Genomic DNA, 14,677 nt, shown 5'->3' with positions numbered 1-14,677 from the left:
CACATCAATTCAGGAAACTGCGGGTATCGCGGACAGCGGAACAGTTTCATGCTCCTTATCTGCCTTCACGACTTCTTCAAGTTCAAACACGGACACGACGGTGGATAAGCTGTCGGCCTGGTCAGCCAGTTGCTGCGTTGCCGCCGCCCCCTGCTCCACCAGCGCGGCGTTTTGCTGCGTGACCTGATCCATCTGGCTGACCGCCAGCGCCACTTGCTCAATCCCGCGGCGCTGTTCGTCCGACGCAGAGGCTATCTCGCCCATGATGTCGTTAACTCGGGTCACCGACTGGACGATTTCCGTCATGGTGTGGGCAGAGGTTTCCACCAGCGCTGAACCTTGCTGGACGCGGGAAACAGACTCTTCAATCAGTACCTTGATCTCTTTGGCAGCCTGGGCGCTACGGCTGGCGAGGTTGCGAACTTCTCCGGCGACGACCGCAAAGCCACGGCCTTGTTCACCAGCACGTGCGGCTTCCACCGCTGCGTTTAACGCCAGAATGTTTGTCTGGAAGGCTATGCCGTCGATAACGCTGATAATGTCGCTGATTTTCTTCGAACTGGTGGCGATATTCTGCATTGTCTGCGCCACATGGCTGGCCTGTTCGCCGCCGCGTTTAGCGGTATCAGCAGCGCCGTGGGCAAGGTCAGAAGCCTGACGGGCGTTTTCGGCGTTCTGGCTGACGGTGGCCGTCAACTGCTCCATGCTGGCGGCAGTTTCAGCCAACGAGGCCGCCTGCTGTTCAGTACGGGCAGAGAGATCGTTATTCCCGGCGGCAATTTCGGAAATGCCGGTATGCATGGCGTAGCTGCCCTGGCGCACATGGCCCACGGTCTCACGCAGGGATTTCTGCATCGCTTTCAGACCGGCAAAGATGGCGCTGATTTCGTTCTTGCCATATACGGCAATAGGACGCGCAAGGTTGCCTTTTGCGATACTCTCAAAATGGCTGCTGATAATCGCCAGCGGCTGCACCACCATCCGGCGCACCCACCACAGCGCACCCACCATGATCACCACGGAAATCACCACCATGGCAATAAACATCAGGGTCGAGCGGTAGTAATCACTCCGGCTTTCCTGTTTCGCGGAGCCGACATAGTTCTCAATATTTTTGCGCCAGTTCTCGTAGTCATTGTCGAACTGGTCCTGTGTCTTCTGTACCGGTGCGGCGACAAATTCCGCCAGCTGATTGTTCTCAAGCCAGGCAGTCTGGTGCGCCAGCATCTCATGCCAGGCGGCAAAGGTCTTTGCCGTCTGATTTTGCAACTCGGCGTCACGCCCGTTCATCAGCGGTAAAGCCTGAAAGCCTTTAAACAGCGCATCAGCCTGCGAGAGTTCCTGCTTCACCTCATCAATCATCCCGCGCACCTCATTGGGCGGATAGCTTAGCGCCGTCAAGGTGCCCGCTTTGTTGAGCATGTTGCTGGCTTGCAGCATTGATGCACGCGACTCGGTTAAGGCATTCAACTGCTGGCTGCTCTGGTCAACCTGGTCAATATTGTTCTGCCCATCGCGAAAAGCCCAGAAAGAGAGTCCGTTACTGCCAATCTGCAAAAAGCCGCAGAGGATCAAAATCAGAAACAACGTGGTAGAGATTCGAAGACGATAAAGCATCACCACACTCCTAAAGACGGCCATTAACCGCAGATAAAATTAAAAGGTTTCCCAGTTGTTGTCGGTCCGACTGCTCACCTTCAACGCCTGAAGTGACGGTGGTGGTGAGGTTTTCGCCCCCTGGCGCGAAGACATGGCGGTAAGACGAAATGCAGAAACCGCCTGATTCAGGCGTTCAGCTTGCTCTTCAAGGGCGGCGGCAGCGGTGGCAGATTCTTCCACCAACGAGGCATTTTGCTGTGTCACGCTGTCCATTTCCGCCACCGCGATAGCCACCTGGTCGATTCCCCGGCTTTGTTCATCGGATGCCGAGGCAATTTCGCCCATAATGTCGGTGACGCGGGTCACGGCGTTGACAATGTCAGTCATGGTTTCGCCCGCACTTTCAACCAGTACAGAACCGGTATCGACCCGCGAGACAGAATCTTCAATTAATGCTTTGATCTCTTTTGCCGCCTGCGCGCTACGGCTGGCAAGGTTACGCACTTCTCCTGCAACCACCGCAAAGCCACGACCCTGCTCGCCGGCACGTGCCGCTTCTACTGCCGCATTCAGCGCCAGAATATTGGTCTGGAAAGCAATACCGTCGATAACGCCAGTAATGTCGGAGATTTTCTGCGAACTGGCGGCGATCTCATGCATGGTATTGACCACGCCGTTCACCACGTTGCCGCCGCGCTGTGCTGTTTCTGAGGCGCTGAGCGCGAGATGTGAAGCCTGGCGCGCATTTTCCGCATTCTGTTTTACCGTCGCCGTCAGCTGTTCCATGCTGGCTGCGGTTTCTTCAAGCGACGCGGACTGCTGCTCGGTGCGAGCGGAAAGGTCATTGTTCCCCGCCGCGATCTCGCTGGTACCGTGATAAATGGCTTCAGCCCCTTCCCGCACGTGGGTGACGGTATCGATAAGCGAAGTCTGCATATGGCTCACGGTATCAGCCAGTTCGGTGATTTCGTTGCGCCCACGCAGAGCCAGGCGCTGAGTCAGATCGCCTGCCGCAATGTGGCGAATATGTCCCATCACTGCCGACAGCGGTTTAAGCAAAATGGCACGAATGCCGAACCAGGCGGCAACCATCACCACCACGAGGACTATCGCCAGAATCACCAGTTGCCAGCGGGCAAACTGGTAATCGTTGCTGCTGGTGGTAAACGCGTGCTGGTAGAGCGCTTCACTCTGGCTGGAATATTGGGTCATCGCCTCGCCTAACGCGTTTTGCATGCCTTGCGTTGGCTGAGCAAAGTAGGCGTCCATATTGCCGCCCTCAAGGAAACCCAACAGCTCCTGTAGGGCATTGAAATAATTCTTATAGGTCTTCAACACCTGGGCATTAGCCTCACTCATCGCGGGTTGCGGAGGAAGTTGGCTAAAGCGTTCAAAGTGGCCTGCCGCCTGCGTGAGCGTGGCTTTGGCGTTTTTCAGCAGTTCTGTTTTAGCACTGCTTTGTTGGTTATTAGTGTCCATCATCATCCGCGCCGAGGAACGGCTGAGGTTGATACGGGTTTGCAGCATCAGATCCCACGCTTTGGTGAGTTCCGTTTGTTGGGTACGAAGCGTATTGGAGAGTGCAAAACTTTGTTGGTTTTGATGCAACGAGGAGAACAGAAAGCTCCCGGAGACTAACTGCAGAAGTGCGAAGACGACCAGCACCACCATCAGCAGTGTGACAACGCGGATACGGTTTAACATACAACACCTTCTCTATATTCAGTTATCGCTGTTATCGGCATCCTAAAAAGAAACTTTATGTGCGCTCAGGGTAAAAATCGTGGGCAGGAGAAGGGGTACGGGGCAGCAGGATTGCGAGTGACTGAATCACAACGATTTTTATAAATCATAAAAAAAAGTTGTAAATAACCCTAGTTTCATACAATTTATGTAATGAATGAATTGATGGCATTACATAATAAAAATCATTATTTCATCGCGGGGCAATTTCGTAATCTGACGGAGTATTTTTTGTGGCAAACGCGAATAAACTCACGATTTTCATCGTGATTTTCATGCTGGCGGGGATTCTCACCGGCGCAATGATCCATTCTTACGCATCAGCAAACACCATTCAGGCCTGGTCTGGCAACATCACCCTCTTCACCGATATCTTCCTGCGACTCATCAAAATGGTGATTGCGCCTTTGGTCTTTAGCACCTTGACCGTGGGTATCATGAAACTCGGCGAGACCTCAACGATTGGCCGCGTTGGTGGTAAAGCGATGGTCTGGTTTATCAGCTCGTCGGTGCTGTCGATTCTGGTTGGGCTGTTTATCGTCACCCTGCAACATCCAGGCAGCGGTCTGAATCTGACGATTCCGAAAGATACCGTGGATACTGGCCTTGCGGTCAGTGGCATGAGTCTGAAGGGGTTTCTGTCTCATACCATTCCAACCAGCATTGTTGGGGCGATGGCCGATAACGAAATCCTGCAAATCGTCGTCTTCTCGATGTTCTTTGGTATCGGTGGCGCGTCATTGGGCCAGAAGTTCAATGCGCCGTTGGTTGCCGCACTGGATGTGGTTTCCCACATTATGCTCAAGGTGACGGGTTACGTGATGTACGTTGCGCCGCTGGCGATTTTTGCCGCCATCTCGTCGGTGATTGCCACGGAAGGTCTGGGTATTTTACTGAACTATGCCTCATTTATCGGTGGCTACTACGTAGCGATTTTGCTGACCTGCTGCGCACTGGTGGCGATTGGCTATATGGTGCTCAAGAAAGAAGTTTTCCGCCTGCTCGGGATGCTGAAAGACCCGGTACTGGTGGCTTTCACCACCAGCAGCTCTGAAGCGGCTTATCCGAAAACGCTGGAACAACTGACCAAATTCGGCTGCTCTCGTAATATCGTCTCTTTCGTACTGCCTATCGGTTATTCGTTTAACCTGGTGGGGTCGATGGTGTATTGCTCCTTCGCCTCAATGTTTATCGCTCAGGCGTACAACATTCACCTGAGTTTCTCAGAGATTGCTGTGCTGATGCTGACGTTGATGCTGGCGTCAAAAGGGATTGCCGGTGTACCGCGTTCTGCGCTGGTCGTACTGGCAGCGACCATCCCAAGCTTTAACATTCCGGTGGCCGGGATTTTGCTGCTGATGGGTATCGACCACTTCCTCGACATGGGACGTTCAGCCATCAATGTGCTGGGTAACGGCGTCGCCACGGCGATGTTGTCGCAAAACGAAGGCCAGCTCAGTGAAGTTGAGCCTGAGGTTGTGCAGCAGAATATGTGATCGTTGAGCCTGTCCCGGCGGCGCTGCGCTTGGCCGGGATTGACACCAAAACAAAAGCCAGACTCCAGGGTCTGGCTAAATACAACATAAACCCACCACTTGCGCCCAAACATCCACGGCGAAACAATGAAAAGCATGGCACCCACCCCACTGGCATAGGACGGAGTCAAACGACGGCTAGATAAAGATACGCATTCCCACCGCGGCCAGGTGATCGGAAACGTTATAAGACTCATCGGTATTACCGCTGGCTTTTTCATAGCCGTATTCGATATAGGTCACCGCGTTTTTGCCTAACCAGTAATCGGTACCCAGCGTCGTGGACTGGAAATGCTGACCATTCATAGCATCACCCCCTTCCGTCCAGTCAAAGTTGGCGTAAACGCTCCACTCCGGAGTAATTTTAAATTGCGAGGCGTATTCCAGACCCAGAATGGTTTCCTGGTCGTTGGTTTGATTGCTGGTGTTGCTGGTTGCCGCCTGAACATCATCAACTTTGTTGATGTAATAGGTGGCCTGCGCACCGTTATACCAGGTGAAGCCATCAAAGTTAGCGGTGTATTTGGCGTTCATCCCCATCGAATAGGTATTACCGTCATAGGATGGGCCGGTTACCATCGTCATAGGTACGGTGCCGCCGTTCGGGCCGATTGGAACATCAGTGGTTACAGAACCCTGATTCACCGTGTAGTTGTTATAAGCCGCGGAACCAGAAACAGAGAAGCCATTTTCAAAGCGATATTGCGCCGCCAGTGCCGCACCACCGTGCACAGAGGCAGAACCATCATGGTAAGCATCATGCATATCCGGGCCGTCGCCATAGCCGCTACCGAAGCCAATCTTATCAACATCATCATTCCCTTGCCCCATGACACCCACGGTGAATGCTTTGGTGTTGTAATAATAAATGGCCGCAGAGTTAATAATATCGGTCGACATCCCGGCTGTGTCATGTTTTGCCTTACCGCCATAAGCGTAGGTGGTATCAATCCCCAGTCCCCAGTCAGTTGGCGCATATTGTTTACCGAAGGTCGCCACGCCGTAGTTATCGTTACCGACACCCGCATAAGCCTGACGAGTATAAACATCGTTGCCCTGATCATCGGTTGCCGAATCCAGACCATGCATCCCTGTCTCGTAATAGCCTGCAGCATAAAAGCCGTTGTCATTAATTTTCTGTCGCAGTGCCACCCCCAGACGCGAGTCATTGTTCTGGATATTATGTTCGACACTATGCGCCGAATCGTCTTTCGCCATAAGACGCACGGAGCCCATAATAGCAATCGCCGTATCGTCATTTTGGTAAACCATCTCGCCTTTGGTCTGCGTGGCAGTATAGGCCGGAGAAGCCTGCTCACCGCTGCTCGCCAGCGCATAGGTTGGCACACCAACGGCAGCCGTAATAGCCAGAGCAATAATAGAAGGTTTAAGCATTACATTTTTTACGCGCATAGAAATCCCTTAATCAATATTTAAGATTATTTTTAGTTACTATCGAATTTAATAATGGGAAAGAAACATTGTTTTCCACGTCGTCGATAATAATTGCAGTCTGAATCTCTTTTCCATGCGCATAAATTAGAAATAAGATCGCTATCACTAAGAATTATTTTCTTTCTCGAACTCATAAAATGAAGATTAATTTACAAATAATTAATTTATTTATGAATTACCATTCAGAGTTTACTCATTTTGATTTAAAAATATGTCTAAACATTAATTCAAAACCAAATAACAACATCGCGCAAACAATAAAACCAGACAATATAGACAAATAACACATTAAAAATTAACATAAAAATATCATAGCAGACTAATCCATCAGCAATTCAGATTACACCAGGGGAATATGGGATGAGTTTTCAATAACGGGTTTAATGCGACTTTCGAATGAAAGATTCATAACAAAAATCAATTTACGGGAAAAATAATTTTCATGAATATAAAAATGAGCGGAAGAACGAGGAAGAAAGAATAAACAACAATGAAGAGTGTAAAAATGATAACCGGGTATGTCTCAAGCGCACAGTTTTTAAATTATCTTTTCCCTGTGATGAATATTGCGTTGACTCACATTTTAAATAAGGCTCATCGTGTAATGACGATGAGCCTTATAATTATCAGGCCGCGTGACTGGCAGCGCTATCCAGCAGCGCCATCTCTTCGCTATTGAGTAACTTCTCAATGTTAACCAGAATCAACATACGGTCGCCCAGGGCTCCCAGTCCGGTCAGGTATTCAGTCGACAAGGTCACTGCAAATTCCGGCGCCGGGCGAATCTGCTCAGAGGCCAATGACAGCACGTCAGAAACGCCGTCAACGACAATTCCCACGACCCGCTGTCCCAGGTTAAGCACAATCACCACCGTATTATCATTGTACTCAACGTCTTCCTGGCTGAACTTCACACGCAGATCGACAATCGGCACAATCACGCCACGCAGGTTGGTGACGCCTTTAATAAAGGCTGGGGTATTGGCAATGCGCGTCACCTGATCGTAGCCGCGGATCTCCTGCACTTTCAGGATATCGATGCCGTACTCTTCATTACCCAACGTAAAGACTAAAAATTCCTGCCCTGTCGGTTCGCCCGCCAGCTTTGTTACATTCGTCATTCCGGTCATGTTTTTACCTTTTCTTAAGCGTTTCAGGCGGCTGTGTTCGCCAGACGTTTTTCACGATTCAATCCCTGTAGGGCGGAGACATCGACAATCAGCGCAACGCTACCATCGCCGAGAATAGTCGCGGCCGAAATACCCGGCACCTTGCGATAGTTGCTCTCCAGGTTTTTCACCACCACCTGATGCTGGCCAATCAGTTGATCAACCAGTAGCGCGTAGCGGCGACCAGCACTTTGCAGAATAACCACAATGCCCTGCGTCGCTTCAGTCTTCGCCCCCTGCACCTCGAACGCTTTCCACAGTTCCACCAGTGGCAGGTACTCTCCACGCACTTCCAGCACACGCTCGCCGCCCGCCAGAGGATGCAGATCCTCTTCACGCGGCTGTAGGGATTCCATCACCGCATTGAGCGGCAGGATAAAGACCTCTTCACTCACTTTCACCGACATGCCGTCAAGAATCGCCAGCGTCAGCGGGAGCAGGATACGAATGGTTGTTCCCGCACCCTGCCGGGATTTAATCTCAACGTGGCCGCCCATCTCCTGGATGTTTCGCTTCACCACGTCCATACCCACGCCGCGCCCTGAAACATCGGTCACCTGCTCCGCAGTCGAAAAACCAGGCGCAAAGATCAGCATACCGACCTCTTCATCGGTCATGCTTTCGCTGACCGACATCCCTTGTGACAGGGCTTTGGCCAGGATGCGCTCACGGTTTAATCCGGCGCCATCGTCGGTCACTTCAATACAGATGTTGCCGCCCTGATGCTCAGCGGACAGGGTTAAATTACCCACCGCCGATTTCCCCGCCGCCAGACGAGCCTCCGGCGACTCAATCCCGTGGTCAAGACTGTTGCGCACCAAGTGCGTGAGTGGGTCGATAATGCGTTCAATCAGACTTTTATCCAGCTCCGTTGAGCTACCGATTTGCGTCAGTTCAACCTGTTTGCCAAGTTTACTCGCCAGATCTCGCACCAGACGTGGGAAACGGCTAAAGACGTATTCCATCGGCATCATGCGGATCGACATAACCGATTCCTGCAGGTCGCGCGCGTTGCGTTGCAACTGGCCCATGCTGGTAATCAAATCACCGTGCGACACCGGATCCAGGGCGTTAGAACGCTGAGCCAGCATCGACTGCGTGATCACCAGTTCACCCACCAGGTTAATCAGTTGATCGACCTTTTCCACCGCCACGCGAATGCTGCTGGATTCGCTGGTACGCGCCGCCGGTTTTTCTCGCTCAACGCGTGGGGACGGTGCAGGCGCGTTCACCGCGACTGGAACCTCCACCGGAGCGGCTATCACTTCCTCGACAACAACGGCATTTTCTTCAACCGTCGCCGTGGTGGTGAACTCAATCTGGTCAGCCTCAATCACAAAGCACAGCACCGCCACGATATCGTCCTGGTTGACCTCACCGTCAATAATCGCCGTTAGGGAATCTGCGGTTTTACTGACCTGGCTTAACGTGGCGAGATTCCCCAGCTCTTCTTCGAGCATCTCTGGCTCACCGGGCTTCAGGCGCGACAACATGATCTGCGTTTGACCGGGAACTTCGGCAGATGAGAGATCGTCAGCGTCTTCCTGCGGGTCATTATCCACCACGCTTAATCGGGCATTGCCGGTAGCCGATGGAGCGCTTTCACCCTTTGCTTCCAGCGCAAGTTGGCGCAGCGCATTGCAGATATATTCAAAGCTAGCAGCATCCGGTTCGCTGGAGCTTTTATAGGCGTCGAGCTGTTCCTGCATAATATCTTTGGTTTCCAAAAACAGGTTGATAATGTCGGTGTTGAGCTGCATTTCCCCGCGCCGGGCCTCATCCAGCAGGTTCTCCATCAAGTGGGTCGTTTCCTGCAAGATGGTGAAGCCAAACGTGCCCGCCCCGCCCTTAATGGAGTGCGCCGCGCGGAAAATCGCATTCATCTGTTCAGCATCAGGGTCATCCACCACTAGGTTCAGCAGATGCTGTTCCATATCGGCCAATAGTTCGTCGGCCTCATCAAAAAACGTCTGATAAAAATCGCTGATATCCATGCTCACGCAATCACCTCGAGTCGGGTTGTGGCGGCGTAGTACCGGCCGCAGATGTTGAATACGTCGGCGACTGTAATACGCTTAAAGGTTCATTCTGGCTCTCGGCATTCTCGTGGAGAATGGCCTGTTCAGCCTGGTTATTCAGCACCAGCAGACTGATACGACGGTTAATCGCATCGCCGCCACGCGCTGAGAGGCGCATCGAGTTTGACATCCCAATGACGCGTAAAACTTTGCCGTCGCTAATCCCGCCTGCAACCAGTTCACGGCGCGAGGCATTGGCGCGGTCTGCCGACAGCTCCCAGTTGCTATACCCTCGATCACCATTGGCGTACGGGTAATCATCAGTATGGCCGGAAAGGCTAATTTTGTTGGGGATCTCGTTTAATACCGGGGCAATGCCGCGCAGAATATCGCGCATATACGGTTCCACCTCGGCGCTACCGGTTTTAAACATCGGGCGATTCTGACTATCAATAATCTGAATGCGCAGCCCTTCTTGTACTAAGTCGATTTTCAGATGGGGACGCAGCGCCCGCAGCTTCGGGTCGGCTTCAATCAGTTGATCCAGTTCACCGCGAATACGCTTAAGACGATTCGTCTCCATGCGTTTTCTCAGCTCCTCAACATTGGGCTGTTTATGGACTTCGCCCTGCTGTTGGGTGACGTCATCGCCACCGCCGGGAATCGGGCTATCACTGTTCGCCATCCGGGGACCGCCGGAAATCGCGGTCGCCAACGGTGTACGGAAGTATTCCGCTATCTGAATAAGCTCTTTTGGGCTGGAGATGGAGATAAGCCACATCACCAGGAAGAACGCCATCATCGCCGTCATAAAATCGGCGTAAGCAATCTTCCACGAGCCATGCGCGCTACCGTGTGATTTATGCTTACGCCGTTTGACGACGACAATAGGATGCGATTGGTTTTTCATGCGTCCTCGGTGGTCGTCTGCTGGCCTGACGGATTACGCACCGCGCGTACATGTTCTTCCAGTTCGATAAAGGAAGGGCGTTCGCTGCTGTAGAGCGTTTTACGGCCAAATTCGACGGCAATCGGTGGCGCATAGCCGTTGAGATTCGACAGCAGCGTAATTTTGACGCATTGCATCATTTTGGTGGTTTCGGCACTTTTCTGTCGCAGGACGCTCGCCAGTGGAGAGACAAATCCATAGGCCAGCAGAATACCGAGGAAAGTCCCCACCATGGCATGGGCAATCAGCGCGCCCAACTCTGCCGCCGGGCGATCCGCTGAACCCAGCGCATGCACCACGCCCATGACTGCTGCCACGATACCGAATGCCGGAAGCGAGTCCCCTACCAGCGCAAGACTGTTAGCCGGAACCTCACATTCGCTTTCATGAGTTTCAATTTCTTCATCCATCAGCGCTTCAATTTCGAAGGTGTTCATGTTACCGCTGATTATCAGACGCAAATAATCGACGATAAATTCGAGCATCACCGCATCGGCCAGAATGCGCGGATAGCTGGCAAAAATTTCACTTTCTTGCGGGTTTTCAATATCGCGTTCCAGCGAGAACATCCCCTGTTGGCGTGATTTCGCCATCAGGCGATACAGCAACGCCAGCAGATCCATATACATACTTTTAGTGTATTTCGAGCGACGAAACAGCAAGGGCAGCGCCTTGAGCGTTCCCTTGATGGCTTTACCGTTGTTCCCCACGATAAATGCGCCGACCCCCGCTCCGCCGATAATAATCAGCTCAGCCGGTTGATACAGTGCTCCAAGGTGTCCGCCGGTCATCATGTAACCGCCGAAAACTGTCCCCAAAACAACCAGGTAACCTATTAAGATAAGCACGCTATCATCCTTCCACTGTTGACTAAGAGAGGAGACAGAATTGAGGTATTTCACCCGGCAAGGGGTAAAAAAAAGCAGCGGTCGTCAAGACCGCTGCTGGAGTGTTTAATCCACAAGTGTGGGGTTAAACAGCTTGCCCTATCTGTTCATCCAGCAGTTGTGGATTACTATCGGCAGGATCACTGGAAAGTTTACGTCTTTTTACGGCACGTGATGGTGGCTGGCATAGGCTGCAAACAAAGCTGCCTGCTGGCTGGTGTGCATGAGTCACAAAATTACCGCCACAGGAATGGCAGCTGGAAAGTTCAAGCAGTCCGCTTTCAACAAAACGAACCAAAGTCCAGGCGCGAGTCAAGGCGAACAACGGCCCTGCATCCTGCTCGGGACACTGTTCTAGATACAAACGGTAGGCTTTTATCACAGCATCAACGCCGGAGCATTGGCCGCTTTTCAGTAAGAATTGCCAGGCATTACAGAACATGGAAGAGTGAATATTTTGTTCCCATGTCATAAACCAGTCCGTGGAAAACGGCAGCATTCCCTTGGGCGGCGGGCTACCACGCAGCTCTTTGTAGAGTTTAATCAAACGACCACGGCTGAGCTGGGTTTCACTTTCCAGCATCTGCAACCGCGCACCGAGAGTAATCAACTCCATAGCCAGCTGAATGTCACGCGCCTCCTGAACAATGCTTTTTTCAACCATCATTAGGCCCTTTTCTTACGTGCAGGAGCGCCTGAGTGACTGGCTTCATTCAGCAGTGCGGTTGAGAGCAGAATACCGGTGTGGATCTGCTGTAGGTCGTCCACACGTGATTCTTGCGTAAGACGGGTTATGGTTTGGGCGTTATCAAAACGGAACTGGCAAACCAGTTGGTTGGTTTCCGCCAATTTCACCATCTGTGGGAGCGTCAGTTCCCCAAGAACTTTTGCCATATCCTCGTTGATACCAAGGCGGAACATAGCAGAAGCCTTATCCTGACCAATCAAACGCTGTGCAAGAAGCAGATAAGACAAATTGATGTCATAGATATGCTTTAGCAACTCGGATGTATGCATTTTCCCCATCCCGAATAACCAATTTAGTACTCTATGCGGTCAAACCGCATACCCCGTGATGTCGTCGGGCAAGGCCCGATAAAAAAATGAATCGGTCGAAATGCATGGCCAATCAGGTAAATCCTGTGTCGATTGTCGGGTAAAGATTTCACTTTCTACCCCGATGAATCTAAACATTTCTTACAATTTACTAAGATTTTTCCTAATTCGACGCAACTTTACTCGCCAGATGTGACACATACAATGTTGCCTCACTGTTAATTTGAAATTTATGTGATCTTCGTCACAAAATCAAACCGTCTTTTACACGCCAATCTATCAGCCCCCGTTGTATTTTGACTAAATAACGAACAGTCAAAACGCTATTTTATTCCTCCCCAACGGATATTCATTCAACGAAACTATTTAACGACCATTTAGATCGGGCGATCTTTGTGAGCACTATTTACGAGAAATTTGCTACAGATCATACTTTTTAGCGGCAACTAAAATTCATCGTAAATTCAACATATTGTAACTTCAAACCATTGACACTAAATTCATTCGCACATTAATTACTTTTAATTAACAAATATTCAGCATAAATTAAATATTGAAGATATGTTTTGATTACATCATATATCAAGACACGCTTATGCAAGTTGTATGGGTTTTATCCAATGGTTCGCATAAAACTTGCTTATGTATTAGGTTAAGTTATAGACAGCAATATTCCGTCCAGCGCTTGCGGGACGGTTATAAAAAGAGTATGAGATTAAGGTTAGCGTGCGAATTTTTAGCAAGGAGGTCTGATGTCGTACTCACATCTTTTAGTGGCGGTGGCGCCAACGCCTGAGAGCCATGCCTTACTCAAAAAAGCGGTAGCAATAGCGCGTCCTGCTAATGCCCGCATCAGTCTGATGACCCTTTCAACTGACCCCGAGATGTACAACCAACTCGCCGCCCCAATGATGGAAAACCTGCGTGAGTTGATGCAAGAAGAGACCCAGCAATTTCTGCAAAGTCTGGCCGATAGTACCGACTACCCTATCTGGAAGCGTCAAATAGCATCGGGTGAACTCTGCGAACACGTGAAGACGTTTTGCCAGAAGTATCAGGTTGATCTGGTTATCTGCGGCAACCATAACCAAAGTTTCTTTTCGCGAGCGACCTGCTCGGCGAAAAACATCGTCAAGGAAAGCGGTGTGGATGTGTTATTGGTGACGTTGTAACAAGTCGGTTTATGCGGTTGGTGAGACCCCGGGGTCGGCATAAATGCCTCGCGCGGGCTACAGGTCGAGCGCAGCGACGCCGGGGGAACCGGCGTCGGAATACTCGTTAAACCGTGCGTTTCGCTTTTTGTTTGTAGCGATCGAAAATCACCGCCGCTAACAAAATCAACCCGCGTACCACATACTGCGAGAACGGCGAAATGTTCAGCAGGTTCATGGCATTCTCAACGGTACCGAGAATCAAGATCCCAGCCACCACGTAAGAGATTTTGCCAATCCCCCCTTTCAGCGATACGCCACCCAATACGCAGGCAGAGATAACGATAAGCTCATAGCCAATTGAGGTCATCGGCTGACCGCTGGTCATACGCGAGGCCAGGATAATTCCCGCCGCAGCTGACACCAGCCCCGAGAGCACAAAGATGATAATCTTGGTGCGAACGACCGGTACCCCGGCTAATCGCGCCGCTTCCTCATTGCCGCCAATAGCCAGCGTGTTGCGGCCAAAGGTGGTTTTATTGAGCAGCAGGCCAAAAATAATTAAACAGCCTACCGTCAACCAGATTGGCGCTGGCAGCCCCAGCCAGTTGGCGTAGCCAAGGGCGAAGAAGCGCTCATCTTCAATCCCGACCGCTTTACCGTCAGAGATGATATACGCCAGACCACGGACAATCTGCATCGTGGCAAGTGTGGTGATCAGCGCGTTGATTTTTAGCCTCGCAATCACGAAACCATTCACCAGACCGCTTAACGCTCCCAGCAGCAGACCGGCAAAGACGCCTATCCACAGGCTTTCAGTGGCGTTAATCACCACCGCCGTGGTCACCCCTGCGCAGGCGATAACCGACGCTACGGACAGGTCAAAATCACCGGAAGCCAGACAAAATAGCATCCCGCAGGCCACCATCCCCGACATGGAAATCGCCAGCCCCAGCCCTTTCATATTGATGAACGAAGCGAAGTTCGGCACAAAAATAGCACAGCAGATAAACAACACGGCAAACACCACGAGCATGCCATATTGATCCCAGATACGACCAAAGCTCATCGACGAGCCGCGCGCGCCAGGTGTAGTAACAGATGACATCATAATC

At 51.3% G+C, this 14,677-nt stretch carries 12 protein-coding genes; 2 read left to right on the top strand and 10 right to left on the bottom strand.

Annotation, left to right across the window (positions count from 1 at the left end; translation table 11 throughout):
- Positions 1 to 9: 9 nt before the first annotated feature.
- Both U0026_RS09600 and tar read right to left on the bottom strand, forming a co-directional pair.
- On the bottom strand, positions 10 to 1,617 hold the full coding sequence (locus U0026_RS09600) for a methyl-accepting chemotaxis protein (RefSeq protein ID WP_062778501.1): 1,608 nt from the start codon (positions 1,615 to 1,617) through the stop codon (positions 10 to 12).
- Positions 1,618 to 1,656: 39 nt separating this feature from the next.
- Positions 1,657 to 3,303, bottom strand: coding sequence for a methyl-accepting chemotaxis protein II (gene tar, locus U0026_RS09595; protein WP_062778503.1), 1,647 nt, complete (start codon positions 3,301 to 3,303; stop codon positions 1,657 to 1,659).
- A gap of 272 nt (positions 3,304 to 3,575) precedes the next feature.
- Between tar and U0026_RS09590 the strand changes: the two genes are divergently transcribed.
- On the top strand, positions 3,576 to 4,838 hold the full coding sequence (locus tag U0026_RS09590) for a dicarboxylate/amino acid:cation symporter (RefSeq protein WP_062778505.1): 1,263 nt from the start codon (positions 3,576 to 3,578) through the stop codon (positions 4,836 to 4,838).
- 177 nt (positions 4,839 to 5,015) lie between these two features.
- Here the strand turns inward: U0026_RS09590 and U0026_RS09585 are convergent, their stop codons facing one another.
- The 7 genes from U0026_RS09585 to flhD form a co-directional block, all read right to left on the bottom strand.
- Positions 5,016 to 6,290, bottom strand: a complete 1,275-nt coding sequence (locus U0026_RS09585) for a porin (RefSeq protein ID WP_062778507.1) — start codon at positions 6,288 to 6,290, stop codon at positions 5,016 to 5,018.
- A gap of 668 nt (positions 6,291 to 6,958) precedes the next feature.
- A complete protein-coding gene (cheW, locus tag U0026_RS09580) occupies positions 6,959 to 7,462 on the bottom strand; it encodes a chemotaxis protein CheW (protein ID WP_052283483.1) in 504 nt (167 codons plus the stop codon).
- Between the two features lie 23 nt (positions 7,463 to 7,485).
- Positions 7,486 to 9,501 carry a chemotaxis protein CheA gene (cheA, locus tag U0026_RS09575; RefSeq protein ID WP_062778508.1) on the bottom strand — a complete coding sequence of 672 codons (2,016 nt, stop codon included), beginning with the start codon at positions 9,499 to 9,501 and terminating at the stop codon, positions 7,486 to 7,488.
- 4 nt (positions 9,502 to 9,505) lie between these two features.
- A complete protein-coding gene (gene motB, locus U0026_RS09570; RefSeq protein ID WP_062778510.1) occupies positions 9,506 to 10,429 on the bottom strand; it encodes a flagellar motor protein MotB in 924 nt (307 codons plus the stop codon).
- Positions 10,426 to 11,316, bottom strand: a complete 891-nt coding sequence (gene motA / locus U0026_RS09565; protein WP_062778512.1) for a flagellar motor stator protein MotA — start codon at positions 11,314 to 11,316, stop codon at positions 10,426 to 10,428. The genes motB and motA overlap by 4 nt, the downstream gene beginning before the upstream one ends.
- A gap of 124 nt (positions 11,317 to 11,440) precedes the next feature.
- Complete coding sequence (gene flhC, locus U0026_RS09560) at positions 11,441 to 12,019, bottom strand: flagellar transcriptional regulator FlhC (RefSeq protein ID WP_062778514.1); 579 nt, start codon at positions 12,017 to 12,019, stop codon at positions 11,441 to 11,443.
- Between the two features lie 2 nt (positions 12,020 to 12,021).
- Positions 12,022 to 12,372 carry a flagellar transcriptional regulator FlhD gene (gene flhD, locus U0026_RS09555; RefSeq protein ID WP_062778515.1) on the bottom strand — a complete coding sequence of 117 codons (351 nt, stop codon included), beginning with the start codon at positions 12,370 to 12,372 and terminating at the stop codon, positions 12,022 to 12,024.
- Between the two features lie 791 nt (positions 12,373 to 13,163).
- Between flhD and uspC the strand changes: the two genes are divergently transcribed.
- A complete protein-coding gene (gene uspC, locus U0026_RS09550) occupies positions 13,164 to 13,583 on the top strand; it encodes a universal stress protein UspC (RefSeq protein WP_062778517.1) in 420 nt (139 codons plus the stop codon).
- Positions 13,584 to 13,689: 106 nt separating this feature from the next.
- On the opposite strand, the gene araH is transcribed toward uspC, so the two are convergent.
- Entirely contained in the window at positions 13,690 to 14,670 is a 981-nt protein-coding gene (gene araH, locus U0026_RS09545; RefSeq protein ID WP_062778519.1) for an arabinose ABC transporter permease AraH, read from the bottom strand.
- Positions 14,671 to 14,677 lie beyond the last annotated feature (7 nt).

This window comes from Kluyvera intermedia (assembly GCF_034424175.1).
GTDB classification, from domain to species: domain Bacteria; phylum Pseudomonadota; class Gammaproteobacteria; order Enterobacterales; family Enterobacteriaceae; genus Kluyvera; species Kluyvera intermedia.
The sequence above is the reverse complement of the archived record's forward strand: the minus strand, read 5'-3'. Positions and strand labels throughout refer to the sequence as shown.

What these genes read in the sequence shown, in the direction of transcription:
- U0026_RS09585 (WP_062778507.1), bottom strand. Translation starts at nt 6,290, where the DNA reads ATGCGCGTAAAAAATGTAATGCTTAAACCTTCTATTATTGCTCTGGCT.
- cheW (WP_052283483.1), bottom strand. Translation starts at nt 7,462, where the DNA reads ATGACCGGAATGACGAATGTAACAAAGCTGGCGGGCGAACCGACAGGG.
- U0026_RS09600 (WP_062778501.1), bottom strand. Translation starts at nt 1,617, where the DNA reads ATGCTTTATCGTCTTCGAATCTCTACCACGTTGTTTCTGATTTTGATC.
- motB (WP_062778510.1), bottom strand. Translation starts at nt 10,429, where the DNA reads ATGAAAAACCAATCGCATCCTATTGTCGTCGTCAAACGGCGTAAGCAT.
- uspC (WP_062778517.1), top strand. Translation starts at nt 13,164, where the DNA reads ATGTCGTACTCACATCTTTTAGTGGCGGTGGCGCCAACGCCTGAGAGC.
- araH (WP_062778519.1), bottom strand. Translation starts at nt 14,670, where the DNA reads ATGTCATCTGTTACTACACCTGGCGCGCGCGGCTCGTCGATGAGCTTT.
- tar (WP_062778503.1), bottom strand. Translation starts at nt 3,303, where the DNA reads ATGTTAAACCGTATCCGCGTTGTCACACTGCTGATGGTGGTGCTGGTC.
- flhD (WP_062778515.1), bottom strand. Translation starts at nt 12,372, where the DNA reads ATGCATACATCCGAGTTGCTAAAGCATATCTATGACATCAATTTGTCT.
- flhC (WP_062778514.1), bottom strand. Translation starts at nt 12,019, where the DNA reads ATGGTTGAAAAAAGCATTGTTCAGGAGGCGCGTGACATTCAGCTGGCT.